Source organism: Micrococcaceae bacterium Sec5.7 (assembly GCA_039636785.1).
Lineage (GTDB): Bacteria > Actinomycetota > Actinomycetes > Actinomycetales > Micrococcaceae > Arthrobacter.
Map to the genome: position 1 here is coordinate 2987683 of CP144169.1, position 22205 is coordinate 3009887.

Annotated in this window: 17 protein-coding genes and 2 pseudogenes; 8 read left to right on the forward strand and 11 right to left on the reverse strand. The window is 56.4% G+C overall.

All coding sequences use genetic code 11. The annotated features are described in order from the left end of the window. The first annotated feature begins 63 nt into the window (after positions 1 to 63). Positions 64 to 1584 carry a hypothetical protein gene (locus tag V3C33_14245; protein ID XAS66641.1) on the forward strand — a complete coding sequence of 507 codons (1521 nt, stop codon included), beginning with the start codon at positions 64 to 66 and terminating at the stop codon, positions 1582 to 1584. Positions 1585 to 1652: 68 nt separating this feature from the next. Here the strand turns inward: V3C33_14245 and V3C33_14250 are convergent, their stop codons facing one another. The 4 genes from V3C33_14250 to V3C33_14265 all read right to left on the reverse strand — a co-directional run bounded on the left by V3C33_14250 (position 1653) and on the right by V3C33_14265 (position 4627). After that, positions 1653 to 1817 (reverse strand): hypothetical protein, encoded by a 165-nt coding sequence (locus tag V3C33_14250; GenBank protein XAS66642.1) that lies wholly within the window; start codon positions 1815 to 1817, stop codon positions 1653 to 1655. 18 nt (positions 1818 to 1835) lie between these two features. Further along, on the reverse strand, positions 1836 to 3008 hold the full coding sequence (locus V3C33_14255) for an acyltransferase (GenBank protein XAS66643.1): 1173 nt from the start codon (positions 3006 to 3008) through the stop codon (positions 1836 to 1838). A 4-nt stretch (positions 3009 to 3012) separates the two neighbouring features. Next, positions 3013 to 3183: a DapH/DapD/GlmU-related protein gene (locus V3C33_14260; GenBank protein ID XAS66644.1), complete on the reverse strand. Its 171-nt coding sequence runs from the start codon at positions 3181 to 3183 to the stop codon at positions 3013 to 3015. A gap of 313 nt (positions 3184 to 3496) precedes the next feature. After that, entirely contained in the window at positions 3497 to 4627 is a 1131-nt protein-coding gene (locus V3C33_14265; protein ID XAS66645.1) for an acyltransferase, read from the reverse strand. 344 nt (positions 4628 to 4971) lie between these two features. Between V3C33_14265 and V3C33_14270 the strand changes: the two are divergent. Further along, a pseudogene (locus tag V3C33_14270) lies at positions 4972 to 5091 on the forward strand (transcriptional regulator). 74 nt (positions 5092 to 5165) lie between these two features. Here the strand turns inward: V3C33_14270 and V3C33_14275 are convergent. The 6 genes from V3C33_14275 to V3C33_14300 form a co-directional block, all read right to left on the reverse strand. Further along, positions 5166 to 5684, reverse strand: a complete 519-nt coding sequence (locus V3C33_14275; protein ID XAS66646.1) for a serine acetyltransferase — start codon at positions 5682 to 5684, stop codon at positions 5166 to 5168. A gap of 68 nt (positions 5685 to 5752) precedes the next feature. Continuing rightward, positions 5753 to 6433, reverse strand: a complete 681-nt coding sequence (locus tag V3C33_14280) for a glycosyltransferase (GenBank protein ID XAS66647.1) — start codon at positions 6431 to 6433, stop codon at positions 5753 to 5755. A gap of 22 nt (positions 6434 to 6455) precedes the next feature. Beyond that, entirely contained in the window at positions 6456 to 7454 is a 999-nt protein-coding gene (locus tag V3C33_14285) for a putative colanic acid polymerase WcaD (protein XAS66648.1), read from the reverse strand. A 1650-nt stretch (positions 7455 to 9104) separates the two neighbouring features. Continuing rightward, the gene (locus V3C33_14290) at positions 9105 to 9980 is read right to left on the reverse strand and encodes a glycosyltransferase family 2 protein (protein XAS66649.1); all 876 of its coding nucleotides are present in this window, start codon (positions 9978 to 9980) and stop codon (positions 9105 to 9107) included. 65 nt (positions 9981 to 10045) lie between these two features. After that, positions 10046 to 10609 carry an alpha-1,2-fucosyltransferase gene (locus V3C33_14295; GenBank protein XAS66650.1) on the reverse strand — a complete coding sequence of 188 codons (564 nt, stop codon included), beginning with the start codon at positions 10607 to 10609 and terminating at the stop codon, positions 10046 to 10048. Between the two features lie 362 nt (positions 10610 to 10971). Continuing rightward, the gene (locus tag V3C33_14300) at positions 10972 to 12471 is read right to left on the reverse strand and encodes a polysaccharide biosynthesis tyrosine autokinase (GenBank protein ID XAS66651.1); all 1500 of its coding nucleotides are present in this window, start codon (positions 12469 to 12471) and stop codon (positions 10972 to 10974) included. 904 nt (positions 12472 to 13375) lie between these two features. On the opposite strand from V3C33_14300, the gene V3C33_14305 reads away from it, so the two are divergent. Both V3C33_14305 and V3C33_14310 read left to right on the forward strand, forming a co-directional pair. Then, positions 13376 to 14710 (forward strand): oligosaccharide flippase family protein, encoded by a 1335-nt coding sequence (locus V3C33_14305; protein XAS66652.1) that lies wholly within the window; start codon positions 13376 to 13378, stop codon positions 14708 to 14710. 64 nt (positions 14711 to 14774) lie between these two features. Then, complete coding sequence (locus tag V3C33_14310; protein ID XAS66653.1) at positions 14775 to 15656, forward strand: glycosyltransferase; 882 nt, start codon at positions 14775 to 14777, stop codon at positions 15654 to 15656. A 160-nt stretch (positions 15657 to 15816) separates the two neighbouring features. On the opposite strand, the pseudogene V3C33_14315 reads toward V3C33_14310, so the two are convergent. Further along, positions 15817 to 16549, reverse strand: a pseudogene (locus V3C33_14315) (transposase). A gap of 746 nt (positions 16550 to 17295) precedes the next feature. Here V3C33_14315 and V3C33_14320 point away from each other — a divergent pair. The 4 genes from V3C33_14320 to V3C33_14335 all read left to right on the forward strand — a co-directional run bounded on the left by V3C33_14320 (position 17296) and on the right by V3C33_14335 (position 22142). Then, entirely contained in the window at positions 17296 to 18600 is a 1305-nt protein-coding gene (locus tag V3C33_14320) for a glycosyltransferase family 4 protein (protein ID XAS66654.1), read from the forward strand. Between the two features lie 37 nt (positions 18601 to 18637). After that, positions 18638 to 19666 carry a GDP-mannose 4,6-dehydratase gene (gmd, locus tag V3C33_14325; GenBank protein ID XAS66655.1) on the forward strand — a complete coding sequence of 343 codons (1029 nt, stop codon included), beginning with the start codon at positions 18638 to 18640 and terminating at the stop codon, positions 19664 to 19666. Next, on the forward strand, positions 19666 to 20640 hold the full coding sequence (locus V3C33_14330) for a GDP-L-fucose synthase (GenBank protein ID XAS66656.1): 975 nt from the start codon (positions 19666 to 19668) through the stop codon (positions 20638 to 20640). The genes gmd and V3C33_14330 overlap by 1 nt, the downstream gene beginning before the upstream one ends. 131 nt (positions 20641 to 20771) lie before the next feature. Then, positions 20772 to 22142, forward strand: a complete 1371-nt coding sequence (locus V3C33_14335; protein XAS69743.1) for a sugar transferase — start codon at positions 20772 to 20774, stop codon at positions 22140 to 22142. Positions 22143 to 22205: the final 63 nt, after the last annotated feature.

Sequence of the window (22205 nt, forward strand, 5' to 3'; positions counted from 1 at the left end):
AACAGCGCTGCGATTATTCCAGACGGGACGCAGTTCTTTTACCGGGTCAAGGAGCGGCTGCGGATGCAGACGATCACCAACAGGGGCGTCCCTGGCACGCGAATGGATGAGATCGCGGAACGGATCGCTGCGACGTGGACACCGAACAGCCGCGGATTCGTCGGTCTGTGCTGCACCATCAACGACCCCCGGCAATATGGCGACGCGTCCGGCGTGACGACCACTACTGAGGCGTTCCGAGCCGCGCCGGCGTTCCTCACCGCATCCGCCTCTCTGGATAGGGACTCGGCCGCGTTCGCGTTCGACTCGACCTGGACCAACGGCGTCAGCTCCACCGTCGGCGGGCATATCGATATCGCATGGACCGGCGACACCGCATACATTCGACTGGGCTTCGGTGTGACCGGCGGCATAGCAACCGTGAAGAACACAGCGGGTGCCACCCAGGCGACGGTCACCACCAGCGGATACAAGAACCCGTTTGCGGGTGTCGTGAAGATCAGATGCCTAGGCTCCGGTGAGCACTCGGTGCGACTGCAAATCGCGTCCGGAACGATCACAGTCGCCGGGCTTCTGATCCCGTCTGCGACGCCGCCGACGATCATATGGCAGCAGGAAGGCCCGGTGCCCGAGAGCAGCAGCACGGTAAACTCATTGCTGACCGGAAGCTACCAGCCCGCCTGCGCGGCCATCGCAACAGCAGACTTCCCGACCGTCGTTCAGGTCACCGCAGGGACCGGCTGGGATGGTGCCGCGATGACCGGCGCTGACCAACTTCACCCGAACGACCTGGGAAGTAAGTACTACGCCGACCGGGTTATCTCCGCTCTGCGCTCCATCACGTTCCGGCAGGGTCAGAACTGGGTTACGAAGTCCGCCGAGCCGACATACTCAACCCCAGCCGCCGCGTACACGGTGACCGGCGCGATAGCCCCCGCAGCAGCAACAGCCGTCATGGCCACGACCGCGAACCAGATCGGGATAACGTGGGCACGATCCAACAACGACAACGGATCAACGATCACATCTCAGCTTGTCCAGCGGTCACCGGCAGGCGCCGGAACGTGGACCACCGCCGCCACCCTGACGCCTTCGGCCACGTTCGCCTTCCGCGAGAACACTGCCACGGGCGGCTACCTGTTCAGGCGCAACGACTCCGGCTTCGCGGAGATGGACAAGCGGACCGCGTCCACGACATACACTGCACTGAACACGACGGCCACGCCGGTAAATTCTGGCGACGTCTTGGAAGTTGTCATGAACGGCAACACGCTCATCGGCAAGGTCAATGGGCAACCGTCTGCACCGTCACAGACTCCACCTACAACAGCAACCTTCACGGTATGTGGCTCGGAGACGGCACCTGCCGTGGTGATGATCTCGAAATCAACAGCGCCGTCGCGTAGGGGTCGGATATATCCGAACCTAAGCCATGAGGTCGCCCCAAAGATAGGCTGCGCACTCTTCCGAGCACGCACGGTAACGGGCAATTGGATGAACGTCAGGCAGGACCGCGCCGCATTCCGCACAGCGGCCACGGGCCAGCTTGACGTTCATCCGGACCCGGCGCAGTACCTCAAGTAGTTTCCCCATGGCCCCATTCTAGGTGCCGGATAAATCCGACGACGTGCGGCTCTGGTCTGTGTTGGGATTTAGCCGTGCGCCTGATCTTCAGCGTCCGCCTCTGCGCAATAGTCCGAGCAGGACTCATCGCCAGATGACTTGAGAGCCTCCCGGCAGTACGCGCAAAGCGCCTGCCGGGAGGCGAACCATGACATGATCCGGGCAATAGTCGGCGCTGAATGTGTGATCCCCATGCGGCAAGTATAGGGGGCCTAATCGAGGCGTACGCCGGCGCGGGGAGCCCTCAGTTTTGCCTCAAGGGGCATCTCCACGAACGTGTATAGAAGGGCTGACAGGCCAACCGCGCCGGCCACGACACCAATCACCACGGGCCAAGAAGCGAACCACGGAAGGTCACTCGGAATGAGCAGCTTGAGCATGTCCACCAGCAACAGGTGGCTGATGTAGAGCGCGAAAGACCAGTAACCAAGGGACACCATCGCTCGGCTACCGAGGTGTGTTGCCCTGCCCTCAATGTCGGACCTCGCCGCGGCTGCGATCAGCAGAACGAAGCAGGGCGTCATGACGAGCGAGGCGAAGTATGGCGGGAAGCTGTGGACCGGGACGCCGGCAAGCGGGCCGAACTTATTCGTCAGACCAATGTTCAATGCGGTGACGCCAGCGAACGCGACAACTGACAGACCGGCGACGGTCCGCAGCCCGATCGGTGCACGCCAGCCATTCTTCAAAGCAACCGCCAATACTATGCCCAGCACGAACTCCCACAGCCGATACAACGGATTCGAGTAGAAAATGTCACCGACCGGCAGGTTGGTCAGGAACAGTGAGCCGCCCAACGTGACCACGGCAACCAGCGCGTAGAGACCGATCGCAGCCTTGACAAGGGTTGCGGTGCGGGCCTTGACCAGCAGCGGTGCGAGGAACGGAAACACAGCATAGAAGAATGCCTCGTCCGACAGGGACCAGCTCGGGCCGTTGACGCCGAAGTAATAGCTGGAATTCGGGACCCATGCTTGAACCAAAATGAGACACACCAGCGCGACGGGAAGGCTCGCCGCTGACGCAGTGACAGCCAGGAGCACCAGCGTTAGCCCCCATGTGATCAGATGCAGCGGGTATACGCGGGCGAAGCGATTGCGGTAAAAATCGCGTTTACGCTGCCCATCCTTCCGCGACCAGGTAAGAACAAACCCTGAAAGCACAAAGAAGAAACTGACCCCAACGCCGCCCTGCTTGAACAAGGCACTCACGACCGGCCCTGAAAACTCATGCGTGACGTGAGTCAGGACGACGAGTATCGCCGCGTAGAACCTCAACCCAGTCAGTGAATCCAGCCGGACAGCGCGGCGCGTATCTTGAATTACCCCCATAGTCATGCGCCCAAGTATAGGGGTCGGGTAAATCTCGCTGCTTTGCCGCGTCATAAGTTCAGATTGACAGCGGCCGCTTTAGAGTTGCGGGAACGCCCGCCCAGAGCTGGTCAGCTGAGCAATGCCCTCTGACAACTGCGCCCGCAGCGATGATGCAGCCGTCTTCGATGACAGCCCCAGGAAGGATGATGGCGCCGGCGCCGATCCAGACGCCATTGCCGATCGTCACAGGCGCATACGTTGGCACCCCCGCCCCGGCTCGCCAAGAGGAAGGCCCGACGTCGTGAGTGGACGTAAGGACCATGGCTCGTGGCCCGATGGCCACTCTCTCGCCTATGACAATCGGGGCCTCACCATCAAATATGACCCCACGATTGATGTACGAACCGTGCCCTACTGTCAGGTTCGGATTACCAAAGTGGACGCCTGCCTCAATGCCGACGTCCCGCACGTTCATCCCGGCGAAGGCGAGAATCCTCCACCTTCGATTGACTGAAACGATCGGGAGCATCGAGAGCCATCTGAGTGATAAACCTGTTTTCTCAACGTGACCCCTCAACTATGGGATCTGGCAAAATCGGCGTGTCTCGGAGGATTCGATCTAGCTTCCGCTGCCGTACGCGCTCAGTCGGCAAGTCCACAAGTAGCAGAAGTACTGCTGCCGCCACGAGAGATGCGAGCGTGAGGGTAACGCCAGTGATAGGGAGCCTGAATGAGTCCAGAACCTTAGCTACGAGCAGATGGACCACATACAGAGGGTAAGAAAGTTCACCCACCCAGCGATCGATCTTGTTGTGTGAAGTCCACGCGAACAGGCGCGGCACTGCCAGAGCGAACAGCAGCGGAGTAGCGAACTCGACGCCAGGAACGTGCGCGATCCACCAATAGATAACTGCGACGACGACTAGGCAGCCTAGAAGCGCTGGCCCGGTCCATGCGGACTGCTTGGTCGCCTTCACTGTGAGTAATCGGAACGCGACTGCGCCGGCAAGGAAAAAGATAAGTTCAGATGGGAAAAAACGGTACGTCCACGGGTCGTAGTCGAGGCCCGCGAACTGCAAGACGATCCGCACGGCCAGAGATGCCAGTCCGATACCAACAAGAGTGCGCGTTGATAGGCGCAGCAGGACCGGGGCGCATACGTAGAAAAACAGCTCTACGCTGAGCGACCAAGCGGGAGGAATGAGCAGCAGGTTCTCTCCACGGGCGGCGCTGTCCAATGGGTGGGCAGTTATCCACGGTATGCCGTCGGCGCCGATCACTGAAAAGGACATGAAGTCCTGGCCGACCATCGTCACGTTGGAAATGGCAACCATTGCCGCGCCAGTGGGCGAAAGGTCAGCGAAGTGGGTCAGGAAGCCCGATTGTTGCCCCTTAGCCACCGTGTAGGCGGTGGCCAGCAGGGTGGCTGCCACGACCACCAAGTACACGGGGAAAAGGCGAGCCAATCGGCTCGCCATGAACGTTCTCCACACGCCTCTTTCGAGCTTGAAATACTTCTTCTCCAGGACCATCGCCATGTAGAAGCCGCTGATAACAAAGAAGCATTCTACGGCCGTGCGGCCGCCGACCAGGTCAGTACCAAACATCGGTGAGCTGTGGGCCAGTACCACGCTCAATGCCAACAGGAGCCGTACGATCCCCAAGGTTCCCCCAAAAGTAGTTGGCCTCATAATACCCGGCGGATAAATCCGGCCCAGACCAGGCTACAAACGCGCCACCGACGAAGCCCACACCCTGCTGCGAACCGCGTTGGCATCAAGCGGCGACGTCGACCCCACCGCCCCCGGCATCCTGACGATCACCCTGGACCCGCTGCCAACAAAAGCCATAACCAACGCCCTCGCCGAACTCTGCGCACACCTCACCCAAACCAAAACCCGCTACCCAGGCACCGGCCTCATCCTGCACTACAAGATAAAGAAAAACCCTAAAACCGCACACCCGAAATCTCACCATATCCAGAGTCCTGAACCCCGCCCAAACGACATAACACCGTGTCTTTTACTCGCAGCCCTTAGTGCGGGCCATCGACAACACCGACCTTCTCCGGGTGATCTTCGACCAGTTGCAGTCGATGGCGGGAGTTTTGGACACTCAGACGTTCCTCGTGTTCGAGGACGTGGATACTCGCTGACTCCGCGAGATATCTGAATTATACGCAACCTGAGCGATTTGAAACACCCGCACCGAGTGGCCGCAATACAAGCGTCAAGCGCGTCGGTCGAGGATTTTCGCCGGCACTCCAACGGCGGTGCTACCACTCGGTATATCCGTCATGACGAGACTCATCGCACCAACAGTGACATCAGTACCAATTTTAACATCCCCCAAGACCTGGGCGTATGCGCCGAGCACAACATTGTCGGCGAGCACTGGACACCCGCCTCCATCATACTTCGTTCCAATTGTTACTCCCTGACGCATTGTGCAATTGGCGCCCACGACAGCACGTGGGTTGATTATGATTCCACCGAAATGGTGAATAAGCAGACCAGGTCCAATCGCCGCACCTCTCGGAATATCAATTCCCGTCATTAGACGGGTGAACGAATACGCAAGAAAGTACGTTGCATGAGCAGGCTTGCGCAAAGGGTGATCGGTCAACTTTGTCCATCGTCCGAATCGATAAACCATTACTGCCCAATACGAAGGTTGCACCAACCAGGCCATCCGACCGTAGCGAATGCGGTCTTCTCTCCAGTAGCCGGTCTCAATATTTGCCTTCATCTATTGCTCCATTCAATTTGCTAGCTAGCTAATTGGTGCCAAATTGGCCAGTGCGACAACAAACAGGACTAGCGCCACATGTCGGACTGAAATCGCCTCACATTTCTACTAATGCTGTGACGGACTCGACTAACATAACGCAGGACTGCTGGCGACTTCAGAGTCTCCCTCTGCACGACGGCGGCCTCAAGGGCTACGCGGTGAGAGTGTTTAAATGAAACTCCATCCATGTAAAAGCTAGCTACGGCCAGATCGATAAGTCGGACCGGAAGACCAATCCCTAACATACGGGCGGTAAAGTGGTAGTCGCCCACCATTGAGAACCGCTCGTCATATCTAACCTCTCGCGCCTTTTCACCGGGATAAAATATCGCTTGATGAGACGTTGGTAGTCCATGCCACATATACCCGGGTTTTCGCGGCAAACGACGGATGGACCGTGGTCCGATGCGGAGATGGTAGGCAGCGAAGATAACCGCCTGAGGCAAACACTCCAGCGGCTCCCTAATGACTTGCCAAGAAGACAACGAACACTCATCACCGCCATTGAGAAACCAGATGAAAGAACCTTGAGATCGATCAAGGCCTTTGTTCATTGCATCGTATATTCCATTGTCGGGTTCGGAAATAATATTAGCCCAAGGAAATTCTCCAGCAACTCTAAGGATATCCGGTCCGGAACCACCATCAACGACGATTACCTCTAGATCCGTTGCCGCTTCTTGGGCAATTGTTTCGAGCGAGGCCAAGGTACTCCTCAACCCATCTGTGTCATCGAATGTAACGGTGACGATACTGAGGAGAGGTCGGTGCTGCATTTATCCGTCCTTTTCTTATTCTGCGAGACTCAACAAAACTGACAATGATCAACCAAGTCATGATTCCATACTCTGGCGCCATTATCCCACCCGAAAATAATAGCGCCGCGAAGAGCCACAAAGGCACGATCCAGTCATATTCTCGGTCCTCGCTTATCCTTAATCTTCGAAATACTGAGACTAAGGCCCAAACCCCCAAGGTCCCAATTGCAACTAAACCTATCCAACCAAAGTAATATACGATAACATAAATGCCGTTATCCAACGAAATAGTCTGCTCAACCCCATCCATCTGCAAACCATAGGTGGAGATAATCTCATAGATTGATCCAAATGGCATGCCCAGCGGATGTGCAGTTAGTACGTCACCTAATACTTGGAGGGGCGCAATCAAGCGATAGTTGCCGCTTGAGCCCACATTCCCGATGGACTCCAGACGCGAGATGAGGTAATTACCAAAAGATAGCAAAAGGAGGGCAACCCCAAAAGTAACCGGAATCGAGATTCGCGGCCGAGACCGGATGGCGATCAAAAACGCAATCCCGAGAATAAGGATCAATCCGGTTGCTGACTGGCATGCGGCCATGCCCAATAGAGCCAGAGCTAGAGTGGAGCGGAAATGATCGCGACGGCAAAGAAGGGCAACGGTTAAGGTCCCGATCACGAATGCATCATATGAGGGCTCCAGGAAAAAGCCATGGGCCCGTGGGACCGAGACGAACTCAAGGTGAGGATTATATTGGTGCTGAAACTGATACGCCCCAAACGGGTTGAAGAGGGCCTCAGAGCCTAGATGACCGGTGGCAGCCTGAGCCACGGAGAGGAGAACGACAACGCATAGCGCCAGTCGGACGGCGCCCCAGAGTCGCGTTGTATCCAGGTCGTCGCGAAGTCCGTGTGTCGCCGTTACGACAAACAATGATGTCAGGAGAAACATGACCAGCGTCGTCATAAATTTCCAGGATACTTGGATATCGGGAGCAACCATTGCCGCCAAGGAGGCCAAGGAGACGATGCTCGCCCAGACAAGCGTGATTCGCTCGGGGGACGGACGCCGAGAGGCAATGAATATCGCTAGACCTCCGGTCAGTAGACCAAGGGTAAGCGAATATGTGCCGATCTTAAGTAATTGAAAATGCTGAAATATTATGGTGATAAAAACTAGGACAGCGACCGTCTTCGAACGCAAACTACCCCCCCCAATAGTGAGTTGTAGATGTCTACATATTCGTCTGTCATTCGCTGCGGGTTAAAGAACTGCCGTTCCTCATCCGAGACCTCGGTCGTGCTGGGAACCGGCAAGGGTGCGCTCGCGAGATGCGACAAGAGCGCGTTCTCATCCTGGAATATGTTGAGGCGTGGATGCGTGGAGAATTCTCGGGCCGCGGGCGAGTCCAAGGCGTTGACCTCCAGCCCAGACGTCAACGCCTCAGCTATCGTGAGCGGAAAATAGTCAACACGTGAAGTGAACACCAATCGGTCATGCTCTTGCATCAGATTTGCAAGCTCTGCTCGATCTGACACAGCCGGACGTCTTTCGGCTCCCTCAATTGTCTGAGTAGCTTGGTCACCCACGATGGTTAGCTTCTGATTCGGCAAGGCGCAAACCCGCTTAAGAACCGGCCAGTTCACCTTCTGTCTGTCTCGAAGATCTCTGCACATAAAAAGGTTACGAACTCCGCCCACTCTTCGTTCCCTGGGGACGCTCGTAGCCGTCGCCAGCCAAAACGCCCTATCCACGGAGTTCTTGACAACACCAACGTTGCGGATGGAGGCGATCTTCGCCTCTGCCCCGAGCCAGCTTGCGCAGGCAACCACTGCCGTTGGCACAGCCGCCTGCAGTGTCTGTATCATCTCGCGGCGGTCACTCCAGCGCTGTGCCGCATTATCAATTTTGGCAGGCGGATAGGCGTCCAGATCTGGGCACTTAGGGCACCCCTGCTCCCAAAGGCGGCACGTTCCCGGCTGTGCGCACCGTCCTGTCATCGCCCACTGGTCATGTAGGGTCCAGACGACTGGCTTCCTGGCATCTATCAGGGTTTGAAACAGCAAGCCCGCGTCGACTATATGGCTGTGAATAGCGTGTAGATGAACTACATCAGCCTCGCCCAGGGCGTCAAGAAAGTGGCCCCAGTGTCGCCGACTGGTGACTTTCGTATCTCGTCCAATGACTGAGTGACTTATTCGATTCAGAGCTGCGTTCAAGCGCGGAGTGACTCGCACGCCATCGTATGCGACTTCCATTGGCGAAGCGCGTCCCCCACGGCTGTATCCGTAAGCTATAGGACTAGCAATACCCCTCGACACCAACTCATCTGCCAATGTTCGGGCTACGCCAGCCGCCCCGCCTTCCGATAGGCGCACGTTCAACTGGAGAACATTTCTAAGGCTCAAAGCAAACCCCCACCGATCATCGCTTGTGTCTAGACGCGCGATTGGCGCTAAGAACTCTGGATTATCATACAGCGTGCGAAGATTCTCGAGGAGCGGTGCCGCCTGATCCGTGTACGGAACATCGTCAGCAATGAGCGCGCCGCCAACGAGGAACTTGAGTGGGTGCGTAGGTTGTTCCAACCGTCCCAAGCCGCGAGTCGACTCTCGATCAGCTCGTTCGAGATGTCCGAATGATCCGACGTACCTTGCGTATGGCCAAGGCTGGAAAAAACATCGGGGATTTGCCGGCTGCCATCAGGAAAAAGGCAAACTTAGTGAAGGACCGGTCGGGGCATGCAGAAGCCATGCGGAGATACGCCATGCTTTGCAGTTCGTTGTCGCTGCGCTCGCGAATGTTCAGGTTAAGGGCCTTGGCGTAAAACCTTCGGATATCCTCCGCCGCTGCGTTACTGCGAAGCGGGGCCAATGCCGATTTTCCGCCCTCTGACGCGTAAATGCAGGTGACCTCATTGTGGCATAGCACGATTCCAAACATGGCTCCACGAATCAATAGCTCATAATCCTCTGCGTATCTGGGCCGAAGCGCAGGAGGGTCGTCGCGCAGGGCTTTTTGGAGGACACTGGTTCGCCAGAGGAAGGCTCCTGGCGGCCCAGCCGAGTGCCCACGAGCCAACAGAGAATCAACGCTGATGCCCTCCGTCCAGGGAGAAACAACTGCCGAGTGGCCGGTTCCCTTTGACAAAGCCGCACCCGCGATCAAGGCCCATGTTGTGCTGGTATCTGCGAGCCTAAAGGACTCTGCTACGCCGCGAGGGACGATTTCATCGTCAGCATCCAACAGAATGACCATGGGCGTCGCGACGGCCACGATCCCGGCCTGACGCGCTAGGGCGGCGCCCCCGTTTCTTTGAGTAATGACGCGACATCCAAGTTCTCGGGCTACTCTTCCGGTTTCGTCGGTCGACCCGTCGTCGACGACCACAACCTCGGATGCTCCAACTTCCCTTGCACTTTCTATGGCCACATGAATGTGCGCTGCGGCGTTGTACGCGGGAATAACAACCGTGACGTCCGCAATAGCCATTGCTCAGCCTCCGGTCCAGAATCGATTGTTACAACAGGCCATGAACTGATACCCGTCAAGCTGTCTCAGTTGGGAACCCTCTTCCAGTGATCCCGAGCCAAATTATGTTCGTTACGACGGTCCCTGAACCATTCTTGCGGAGAAACGACCCCCTGGCTTGGTTCTAGTAGCTCGGCCGCCCACCAGGAGAACGTGCTATTCGGAATAACTAGAGCCTGTCCCATCGACATCACAAGCAAGCTTTCGAGGTCACTCTTAGTGGAGCCAGGGCCGAAAATCTGACGCTCTGGCACGCCGAACGTTTCTTTGACATACGCGGGATCATCAGTGAAAAAGGCCGCGTCATGAAGCTTGTGGTCGAGAAGATCAAACGCCTCACCATAATACTGCGGACGAATCGACCCGAACGTGTTTCGTGCCGCCTGCACAGTGGCGTAGTCACCTCTCCGGATGTGCGCAACTGGACGGTCCTTTACAAACTTCGCGATCTCGGTGGACAGGAGATCCTCGCGCCGCTTCAGAAGTGCCGCACGAACAGGTGTTGTACCCAGTGCCAGACTAGAAGCGTCCTGGAAGAACCCGACGAGCACCTGCCCAGGCGTACTCGGGCCGTCGACGTCCTGCCGCACAGGTAGTCTATAGAATCCAACCCGCTGACGAACTGGGCCTCCTCGGTGGTGCGGGGGCCCAATCACGAAGTTTTCAAAAGACGAAGTTAGATCAAGATTCCTCTCCAGTTCTCGCAGGGAAAAATCACGCAATTTGTCTCGTCTGAAACTAGCAGTCGAGACCATTAGAGGGGATGCGGCCCTTTCAGCCATGTGCAAGCCCGCATTCCACTGGAAAAGTTGATTACCCACACCGCCCTGCAACCATAAAAGCGTTGAGTTTTTCAATCTTCGCAACTTATTGGCTTTCTATGAGAATCTAATGCGACGCTATTCGCACAGACGAAATTTGAATTGTCACAAATGCGATTGAGTGCCTTGCTTCAATCGCCCAGCGCCCTGTTTCCAAGAAATGTGCTCGGCGGCTTTGATTGCCCGCTCAGAACCTGACGGTAAAATTCGTCGTCGTTCTTAGCTGTATCCACGGTAGCCTCAAGATGAGTCGACCCAGGGTATCCCTGGTGCTCGTCCGGAATGGTGTAGGCCTTGTATGAATATGTGTAAGCATCGGCTCCCTTAATAGGCAATCTGTTAAGGACCACGCCGAGCAGATCCGCACCCACGAGGCTGAGAGCACTGAGGGAACGTTCAAGATCGTTCCGGCGCACTGACTGCATACCGACTACGACTACAACTCCGCCAACATGGCGGGCGAGGACTGCAGCGTCAGTTACAGGAAGCAAGGGCGGAGCATCAATCACCAAAACGTCGAAGGCTTCCTCTAGCCTGATGACAAGTTCCTTCATTGCATCAGAACCGAGGAGTTCGCTGGGATTGGGCGGCACCAAGCCCGACGTTAACACGTACAGATCGTCATCCCCCCAGGGCTGCAGCAACTCGTTGACGTCCGCTGCACCGACCAGCGCTGTAGTTAGGCCCGCATTCCTGTCTAACCCCAGATACTCATTCACCATGGGACGTCGAAGGTCTGCATCCACTAAGCACACAGACTGACCGGCTTGAGCCAACGCTATGGCCAAATTTATTGCGGTCGTACTCTTGCCTTCGCCTGGGAGCGAAGACGTTACTAGCACCGTCTTGGCATTGGACGATACATTCGCAAACTGGAGATTGGTTCTCAACTGGCGAAATGATTCAGCCCTTGGACTTTGCGGACCCGCCTGAGTCAGGAGTGGCTTCTTTACCGCATCTGGGTCGAAGCTGATTGCGCCGAGTATCGGAGCGTCTGTTACTCGCCGCAGATCTGATTCTGCCCGAATACGGTTATCTATAGCGGTTCGGAGGACAGCGAGGCCGAGGCCGCTGGCGACACCGAATAGTATTCCGAGAATTAAGTTGACCTGAGTATTCGGGGCGGATGGAGAGGCGGGCGCCACAGCGGGCTTAATGATCGATAGGCTGACTGGCGATGATCCGCCTAACTTTGGTTTTTCCAATGTGTCCACAGCCTTAATAAGGCTATTTGCGACGGCCTGCGCTATGGCCGCCGCCTGAACCGGGGAATGATCAGTCACCGATATGTTAATTAGGACTGTATTTAGATCCGTGGTTGCCGTAACACGCTGAGCCAACCCAGAGGCAGTTTCCTGGAGTCCCAAGGATTCAATGGCCGGCTGCAAGACCACCGGGGTTACTACGGTCTTGACATAGGACTGAACCCGCGCCTGGCCGAACGTATTGCCCTGTTGTAGTTCAGATACGCTGCCCGAGCTCTGAATAGCAACGAACAACTGGGTTTCCGATGTATATGTAGGCCGGATTAGTACCGAGAATACGGCTCCACCAAGTAGCCCAACCAGCGTCGTGGCGACAACCAGCATCCAGTTGCGACGAAGGACGCGCAAATAGTCGCGTAAATCCAAACCTAGGTCCCCCTGTTTCGTGTTCTGGGCTGCCTACTGCGCGCCCAGCGCGGCCATGTTCGTTCGACTCAGCCTTATCCTACCGTGCTAGCACTGCGACATCGGACGATCTTGACTGCTCACCGGGTCCAAAATAGGCAAAGAACAACTGACTCATTTCGTCGCTTGATGGTCTCGGCGTGGCCCCCTCCGTTCCCTTGTCGGCTGTGGCCGGCCGGGCTCGTGACAGTGTTACTCAAACGAGGTGACGATTCAGTAGTGTTGATTCACGTTGCACACTCTAAGCCAGGCGATGAGACCGGCACTATGGGACCGAAGAAACAGCTTTCCGCCCATGAAAGGCACCAGGGACGCAACCGCTAATCGTACGCGACCAAATTGGCTGCGTGCACCGCTGACGCCAACCACTGGTTCTTACCTTCCCGGCATGAACCAACCGGGGAAATCAGGCTTTCTCCGATTGTCAGAGCTAGCAACCTCAAGCGTCGTCGGATAAAAGTACAACACCGACGCATTCAAGCAAGGACGTAGCTTGCCGAATGTCGGGCTACACTAACCTAGGCGACTCTCTAGTTCGTCCTGCGCTTACACGGGCCCGATTGATTATCAACCCAAGATTTCTTGCTGAACAATCCAAGGTTTCGCAGACGTAACTGCAAGCTCTCCATCCCGGTTGTTGGTTGAGCCGTCCGTCTTGTATTCAAGAGCTTTTATCACGCCGAGCATGAAGGCAAAATGATCCGAGTCAATGAAATTATAAAACCGTCACCGAAAGTGGTGTGTGCTGCGAGACCCCTTCCCTACACTCGGCCAGTTCCGATTCTCACGCGAAGGCTGACGCCCCCACCTAAAATTGTGATTCGCAATTTTGACGCACGTTCATTTCCATTGAGGTGTCTGGATATTGGATGAAATCAAGAAACTAGTTCATCGATTTGGCGTTCTTCCGCTTTCGCAAGGAATCGTCCTCACATTATCCACCGTTACCTTTGCATGGCTGGCTAGGGAACTGGGCCCGGAACAATATGCGAGATTTGCTGTAATCCTGCTATTTTTTTCGGCAATTTCTTTGGTTACTGATCTTTCACCTCAAGGCTACATTCTAGTGAAGGGTCTTCAGCCAGGAATACTAAGTACAGCAAGAAGAGTCTCCCTTATATCCGCTGCCATCGGATCAACTCTCCTGATGGTTGCCCTGCTGACGGCAAACTACTCGATACCGCTTGGCTCTCCGAAATTGTTGGAGGTGGCCATGCTGTGTCTAACGCTAGCGACACAGGCTTTCATGCAAGTTCCTCGAGCAGAACTAGTCGTGTCCGGCCGCTACAGAGCCATGGCTATGACGGATATCATCGGGACTCTCTCAGGCTGCATCGCGGCCATACTGCTCGCTCAATCAACTTATCGAGCGTACTCCCTCGTCGCACAGTTGGCCGTGACGGTGCTCACTAAGTTCCTCATTACGATTCTAATGTCGCTCGGGGCTCCCCGCGCTGTTCAACAGAGTCGCAAGGGTCCACCTCTCTGGGAAGCAGTTGCATTCGGACTGCGCGTGGTGCCGCTAAATCTTGCTTCATACCTAAGCCGCGCTCTCGATTCAGGGCTACTACCGTCGATTGTTTCGGCGACGGCTGCGGCGGGCTACGCTCGAAGCTATCAGGTAGTGGTGGTACCTATCTCCCAACTGCAGCTGTCTCTCGGTTCTGTGGTCGTAGAGAAGTTTTCTAAGGCCAAGCGCGACGACCTGAACCGTGCTGGCATTGCGTCTTTGAAGCTGTGGATTTGGCTTCAACGAATCGCAATCCTGTCGGGTGTTCTCATCGTCCTATCTTCAAGCCTGATCCAATTCATCCTCTTCGGGCCGCGCTGGCCACTAGTAAATGTGACCCTCTCTGCAATGGCGACGTGCCTTCCGGGAGTGGCAGCCGCGGCTTTTGGGGCATGGTCAACGCAGGTCGAAGGAGGCAAGCTGCGCACCCTGTTTCATTTCCTCGCCGTTCTAACCACTCCGATTTCAGTGGTTGCGACAGCAACTACCGTGAATTTTGCAGGCGGCTTGGTTTCCTTGGTAATCGTGGGAGGACTCATCCAACCTCTCACTCTCGCCTTAATACATCGTCAATCGATTGCAATGGCCCTGAGCAGAATCTTCGTTGTGCAGTTCTTCCAGTGGTTTGTTGTAGCTTCTTTGTTCTTCATTGTTGCAACAACTTCTGGTTTCTGGGATGCAGGATTATAGTAACTCCAGATTGGTTGGATCGCCGGCCGGAGAATACAAGTAGATTGTGATTAGGAGGCTAGAAATGGATTCACCAGACGTGAGCATTGTTATCCCGGCGTTTAACGCAGAAGCGCACATAGAACGCGCAATCGAGAGCGCACTCGCCTCCGGTATTGATCGGGTAGTAGTCGTGGATGACGGGTCGACCGATGGGACTGGCGCCGTCGCCGACAGACTCGGATGCCGGGTCGTTACCCAGAATAACCAGGGCGCCGCCTTCGCACGCATAGCTGGGTTGGCAGCTACCAAAACGGCGATGGTTATCTTTCTCGACGCCGACGACGAACTAAACCCTCAGGGTTTCAGGGAGATGATGAGCGGTATCGGAGACTATCCGGAATGGTCGGGCCTTCAAGGTCGCTCACTTTGTTTTTCCTCGGACGGGTCGACGAGGCAGATGGGTGGATGGCCGGAAGGCGTCAATCTAATGAGTCTTCTCAATCGCGGCATCTGTCCAGGACCCGCTGGATCATTTCTATGGCGCTCGGACGAACTCAGGGCTGCGATGGACTCGAGCGTACGGGCCTTGTGGCCACGCTTCGGCGAGGACTATGAAATGCTTCTGCGCGTGACGATGAGGGGCAGAATCGAACAGGAACCGACAGTGCTATGCAAGTACACGCTGTCAGGTGGAAAATCTGCAGTTTCGCCATTTCGGGACAATGTGGCGGCCGAACGCATCAGAAGATATTATGCGCACGCAAATGGTATTAAGATCCGCAAACGCGGGCTCAATGAGATACAAAGTATGGCCCACCTGAGAGACGCTTACGCTGTTCCCGGTCGGTCACACTTCATCGTCAAGCTGCGCCACATTTTGAAAGCCATACAATTTACACCTCTATTGTTTCCTCGCCTCGTTCTGCGCAGGGTCGCGCGCCGCTGGAGTCTCTGGCGTATTTGACCTACATCGAAACAAATAGGACCGATTCCCTCGGGGACGGTAGCGGAATTTGTAAAGGTGAACGAGGCCAGTGGGAGTTTGGCGGCTACGGCTGTTTCCGTTTCTGGGATGGTTTGTTGATCCATGCCGCGTCGGGAATGTGGCGGCTCTTCGCGGCCGAACGTGCTGGACGGTTCGCCAGCTCCACGGGCAGTTCATCGCCGCGTTTGCCCGGCCCAAAGCGGGCGTCCTCGTCGGCGTCCACGGTCCTCGCCTCGTTCATCAGATCGCTGATCTCATCGGCAGGGATCCTCTGCTTCGACGTCAACCGGGCATAACTCATCGTCTGAGGCCGTGACGCGTTCGCCCGCACCTTCGTCCCGTCCAGGGCAACCCTGCCCAAGGAGACCATGCCGGCGGCCCGGCAGAGTTCCAGGGCCTGCAGGAACACGTTCGCCAACGCTGCCAGATGGCGTTGGCGGAAGCGCCCAATGGACCGGAAATCAGGGCTCTGCTGGGCGCACAACCAGCGGAACGCGACCACATCCGTGCAGGCCCGCTCCAACTCCCTCGAAGAGCGGACCCCCACGCAGTATCCGTAGAGCAGGATGCGCAGAGCAGGATGCGCAGCATCAGCCGCGGATCATACGGCGGCTGGCCCTTGGCCTTGGAGGCATGGAAACGGGCCAGGTCCAGTTCCCCATCAACGAGTTCGGCAATGAACCGGGCCAAATGATTTTGCGGCAACCACTCATCCAACGACGGCGGAACCAGCATCACCGCATCCGGCTCAACGCCTTGAACCGCTTCCTCACCCCGCCATTGGCATCCATCGGCTCAACGACAGGCACCTCAACACGCTCCACGAGCGACTCGGCAAACAAACCATCCGGCGAAGAAGAAGCAGCATCCATACCCGCGATTCTCCCAGCCTCACCCGCCGGACCCGGGCTAATTTCCCGGCGCTTTAAACCTCTGCCCGACTACTGATTCACGCTCCTAGCAATATCTTTTGGAATCAAGCGCTTGAGCCACCATAGCTGCCCGAATTGAACGAACTTCAAAACACTGAACAGCGTGCATCAGAGCAATTCTACCCAAATCTCTTCCGCGGGTTTGCTTCCGATAAATCGGTCACAGTATTAGCTTCAATATCCACATCGACTACGGTCATTGGTCGGACAACGGCTGACCGCCCCACTCGCCGGCCTCCGAGCACCATGCACCGTGATGTGACCCAGGCGCCGTCGTCGATGTAAATCGGACTCGTTATCAATCCCATGTCGTCACGATGACGGTGACTTCCAGTGGTCAACATTGCCTCCTGCGAGATCACTACATTTGACCCGACATAAATGTGGTCCTGATTGTGAAACCACACGCCCTCACCGATCCATGAATTGTCACCAATATGAAGCTTCCACGGGAACTTAACCCTCGTGCGAGGCCGGAAAATGACTCCACGACCAATCTCAGCCCCGAAAAGTCGGAGGACGGCGACACGCAGACGCGAGCTGATCTGCCAAGCGTTCGTCACCGATAGAAGCTCAATCACGGACCACAGATAGACAATCGCCTTCGGCCTGTCCCACGCCGCGTGTTCGCCCGGAGCAAGGGACAAATCGATCACTGGGACATTCCCATCAGTCGCATTAATATTATGTGTCATGAATTCTCTCCCGGCGCCGCATCCGAACTGACTCCCAGTATTGTTGCATCTGTGAAAAAATCTCCGCTCAAGATCACCATCCTAGGGCTCCACTATGCACCTGAACCATCCGGGAACGCCCCCTACACAACCAGCCTCGCAGAGGGCTTGGCTGCAAGGGGTCACACAGTTCGTGTACTGACTGGTTATCCACATTATCCAGAATGGCAGCTTCACACCGGATACCGAGGATGGTCAGCCGACGAGGTCATCAACGGAATCCCTGTGGCCAGGCTCAGACATCACATACCAAGGCGGCCCACAGGGCTGACCCGGCTCCACATGGAACTCAGCTTTGGCTGTCGACTCGTTTTCGCTAGATGGGGCAGCCCGGACGTAGTCCTTCTGGTGAGTCCTGCCTTGTTCTCCAGTGGCCTCGCTCTCGCGCGTGCAAGGTTTGGACTGAGGCGGCCAGCTGTAGGCGTATGGGTGCAGGACCTGTACAGCCGTGGAATTGTGGAAACCGGTGGACAGGCTGGTCTATTGTCCAGACTCGCCGCGCAATTGGAGGGCAAAATCCTGGGTCTAGCCACGGGTGTGGTTGCAATTCACGAGAGGTTTGCGCGGTACATTGTCGACGAACTGGGGGTCTCTGCAGACTCGGTTCGAGTGGTTAGAAACTGGACGCATCTTCCGGACATTCCTGTTGGGGACCGGTCGGAAACGCGGCAAAGGCTTGGCTGGGGCCAGGACGAGATCATAGTGCTTCACTCCGGAAACATGGGCAAGAAACAGGGGCTCACCAACGTGGTTGAAGCTGCGAAAAGCGCGCACGCAACGGGCAGTCCCACCAGATTCGTACTGATGGGTGACGGCAATCAAAGGCCAGCGCTAATGCAGGCTGGGCGGGGAGTCGCAAACCTGAGCTTTGTCGATTCCCTTCCTCAAGACGAGTTCCAGGCCGCGTTGCAGGCCGCTGACGTGCTCCTTGTCAACGAGCTGCCTGGAGTTCGTGACATGTCTGTTCCCAGCAAGCTCACCTCGTACTACAGCACAGGCATCCCTGTCATCGCGGCAACCGATGAAGGAAGCGTGACAGCGGAGGAACTCAAAAAATCGTGTGGCGGGCTTCGTGTGAATGCTGGGGACCCAATTGCTTTGGTTAAGGCAGCGGAAGCTCTGAGCCGGAACCGACGGCAGGCGGCCGAGCTGGGCGCCAACGGTTTGCGATTTAGACACGAAACATTGTCCGAAAGCACCGCGATCGCCCTCTATGATAATTTCATCACGAGTCTGGCATCTTCGCGCGACCACTAGGTTGCGCGATTCTTCTTTTCGCACCATTGGGGGCACTATGACAAAGCGCGCACTTATTACTGGGATCACGGGACAGGACGGCTCCTACCTCGCGGAGTTGCTTCTGAATAAGGGCTATGAGGTTCACGGCCTGATTCGACGGGCATCTACATTCAATACAGCCCGGATCGATCACTTGTACGTTGACCCCCATGATTCCAAGGCAAAACTTTTCCTGCACTACGGCGATCTGAGTGACGGCGCCCGCCTGGTCACACTTCTGGCGGAGATCAAGCCCGACGAGGTCTACAACCTAGCCGCACAGTCTCATGTTCGCGTCTCTTTCGATGAACCGGAGCACACGGGCAACACCACTGGCGTTGGGACAGTCCGTCTACTTGAGGCAGTCCGCATGGCCGGTATCGACACCAAGTTCTACCAGGCTTCCTCCTCTGAAATGTTCGGGGCCACTCCTCCCCCGCAGAATGAGGACACGCCCTTCTACCCTCGCTCCCCCTACGGTGCAGCCAAGGTGTATAGCTATTGGATTACCAAGAACTACCGCGAGGCATACGGCATGTTTGCCGTCAATGGGATCCTGTTCAACCACGAATCCCCCCGACGCGGCGAAACCTTCGTAACCCGCAAGATTACCCGTGCAGTTGCCGCCATCAAGGCAGGCAAGCAGGATCTGCTGTATATGGGCAACTTGGACGCAGTCCGCGACTGGGGCTATGCCGCTGAGTATGTAGAAGGCATGTGGCGCATGCTTCAGGCCGACGAACCGGACGACTTTGTGTTGGCAACAGGCGGCAATTACACCGTGCGGGACTTTCTCCAGATCGCCTTTGAACACGCGGGATTGAACTGGGAAAACCACGTGCGCTTCGATGAGCGCTATCTGCGCCCCACCGAAGTGGATGCCCTCGTAGGGGATGCTTCCAAGGCACAGGAGAAGTTGGGATGGAAGGCCACCGTCCACACGCCGGAATTGGCCCGCATCATGGTCGACGCCGATGTCGAGGCGCTGAAGCATGCAGGTAATCACTGGATTGACGCTGTGGACCTCGAAAGCTGGAAAAACTAGTGGGGGACAACGTTTACTTCTTGCCAGGCGAGCTTAGTCGCGACGCCACCTTCTATGTGGCCGGACACCGGGGGCTAGTGGGTTCTGCGATCTGGCGAAACCTTCAGGGCGAAGGATTCAACAATCTCGTCGGTCGCTCTTCATCTGAGCTCGATCTCAAGGACCGCGAAAGCGTCTTCGCATTCTTCGCAGAAACTAAGCCTCGATATGTTGTGTTGGCCGCCGCAAAAGTTGGCGGGATTCTTGCTAACAGCACGTTCCCCGTTGACTTTCTGAGCGACAACCTCAGAATCCAAGTAAACGTGCTGGATGCTGCCCGGGAGCACGGGGTTGAAAGGCTTCTGTTCCTCGGATCATCGTGCATCTACCCGAAGTTCGCCGAGCAGCCAATTCGTGAAGACTCACTTCTCACGGGTCACCTCGAACCGACTAACGACGCGTACGCCATCGCGAAAATAGCAGGAATTATGCATGTCCAAGCAGTCCGGCGACAATACGGACTCCCATGGATCTCGGCGATGCCAACGAATCTGTATGGCCCTGGGGATAACTTCTCACCTGAGGGCTCGCACGTGTTGCCGGCCTTGATCCGCCGGTACGATGAAGCCGCCAAGTCCGGGGCCGCCAGCGTGACCAACTGGGGAACAGGATCCCCACGGCGAGAGTTCCTTCACGTTGACGACATGGCTGCAGCTTGCCTGCATCTTCTCGAGAACTACGACGGCCCGTCGCAAGTAAACGTTGGAACCGGGTTGGACGTGACCATCAAGGAATTGGCAGCCATGGTGGCGTCCGCAGTCGGTTACGAAGGCGACTTCGACTGGGACACGTCCAAGCCCGATGGAACCCCTCGAAAGCTACTGGATGTCTCGAAACTGGCTCAAGCCGGTTGGACGTCGAAAATCGGCCTCGTTGATGGCATTCGGTCAACTGTCGCCTGGTATCGCGCCAATGTCGACCATGTGAGAGCCTGAGGAGATTCGTGGCTGGGGGCAATGGAGTAGTCAAACTGCAACAAAGGACAGTTGAAAGCGCCACGAACAATCAAACGTATTGGCATTTGAGATATGCACGCCGTCTTCGACTCTTGGACGCGGGGATTGTCATTTGGGCCGTGGCGGGTGCGTTTGGTGTCCGGTTTGGGTTTTCTGATATCGGTGCAGGATCCGTCCGAGATACTGATTACTTAGTTCTATCCGGAGTTTTGGCGGTAGCTTGGTGGCTAATGCTGGAGCTTTGGGGATCTCGGGAAGCTAAAGTGCTCGGTTCTGGATCAGAGGAGTACAAGCGAGTCATAGCTGCTTCAGCATGGCTGTTCGGGTTTCTGGCGATTGTCTCTTACGCACTTAGAATCGATACGGCCCGAGGATATGTCGGGCTGGCTTTTCCTGCCGGAGCCATAGGGCTCCTGGTTGGACGTTGGCTTGTACGTCAGCACCTCAGTCTCGAGAGAAAGCGCGGGCAGAGTACTTCGCGCGTGCTGATCATTGGCGATCCGCATTCAGCGGCGCACTTGGTACGCTCACTCCGCAGCGTGCCCGCCGCAGGATACCTCCCCGTGGCCGCCCACTTGCCCGGCGCCAAGCCTGAGACAGATTACGCGACCGGGTTGGCGATCCCCGTAACTGGCGTCCAGCCCGACTTCGATGCCATCCTGTCGGTCATCCTCGCCACCAACGTTGACGCCGTGGCGATTTCCGCCGGGGTGAATATGCATCCCCAGGACCTTCGTAGACTCGGGTGGGAGTTGGCCGCAAGAGACATCGGAATGATTTTGGCGCCAGCCCTCACCGATATTGCCGGCCCCCGAATCCACACTCAGCCCGTGGCTGGTCTTCCACTCATTCACGTTTCGACTCCCAAACTCACGGGGGGCAAGAAGGTTGCCAAGCGGGCGTTCGATATCTCAATCGCGGGAGTGCTGGCTGTCTGTCTTTCGCCCGTATTCTTGGCGCTGGCACTCCTCGTAAGGTTCAGCAGCCCGGGTCCAGTGTTCTACTACCAAGAACGGATCGGCCTGCGCGGAACAACATTCAAAATGATGAAATTCCGCTCGATGAAGGCAAATGCGGACGCAGAATTGCTGGCACTGCTCAAGGCGCAGGGTTCCGCACATAGGCCGCTCTTCAAAGTTGAGAACGATCCTCGAATTACCCCGATTGGCCGGGTTCTGCGCAAGTATTCGCTGGATGAGTTGCCACAGCTGCTGAATGTTCTGGGCGGGACTATGAGCCTTGTTGGGCCGCGCCCTCAGCGTGAAGGAGAAGTAGCCCTATACGATGATGCTGCCCTGCGGCGGCTGTATGTAAGTCCCGGAATGAGCGGGCTCTGGCAGGTCAGCGGACGTTCCAATCTCAGCTGGGAAGAAAGCATCAGGCTTGACCTCTACTATGTGGAGAACTGGTCTCTGATGGGCGACGTAGTGATTCTTTTCAAGACTTTCAAGGCAGTATTCGCAAGCACCGGGGCGGTCTAAGCCGTTCCGGTCTAACTCTGATCTCAGCGGCTGAGTGCCGTTGCATTTTGGTCATGGGGAAGG

What these genes read in the sequence shown, in the direction of transcription:
- V3C33_14310 (XAS66653.1), top strand. Translation starts at nt 14,775, where the DNA reads ATGGATTCACCAGACGTGAGCATTGTTATCCCGGCGTTTAACGCAGAA.
- V3C33_14285 (XAS66648.1), bottom strand. Translation starts at nt 7,454, where the DNA reads ATGACGACGCTGGTCATGTTTCTCCTGACATCATTGTTTGTCGTAACG.
- V3C33_14245 (XAS66641.1), top strand. Translation starts at nt 64, where the DNA reads ATGCAGACGATCACCAACAGGGGCGTCCCTGGCACGCGAATGGATGAG.
- V3C33_14275 (XAS66646.1), bottom strand. Translation starts at nt 5,684, where the DNA reads ATGAAGGCAAATATTGAGACCGGCTACTGGAGAGAAGACCGCATTCGC.
- V3C33_14250 (XAS66642.1), bottom strand. Translation starts at nt 1,817, where the DNA reads ATGGGGATCACACATTCAGCGCCGACTATTGCCCGGATCATGTCATGG.
- V3C33_14255 (XAS66643.1), bottom strand. Translation starts at nt 3,008, where the DNA reads ATGACGCGGCAAAGCAGCGAGATTTACCCGACCCCTATACTTGGGCGC.
- V3C33_14290 (XAS66649.1), bottom strand. Translation starts at nt 9,980, where the DNA reads ATGGCTATTGCGGACGTCACGGTTGTTATTCCCGCGTACAACGCCGCA.
- V3C33_14320 (XAS66654.1), top strand. Translation starts at nt 17,296, where the DNA reads ATGTGTCATGAATTCTCTCCCGGCGCCGCATCCGAACTGACTCCCAGT.
- V3C33_14265 (XAS66645.1), bottom strand. Translation starts at nt 4,627, where the DNA reads ATGAGGCCAACTACTTTTGGGGGAACCTTGGGGATCGTACGGCTCCTG.
- gmd (XAS66655.1), top strand. Translation starts at nt 18,638, where the DNA reads ATGACAAAGCGCGCACTTATTACTGGGATCACGGGACAGGACGGCTCC.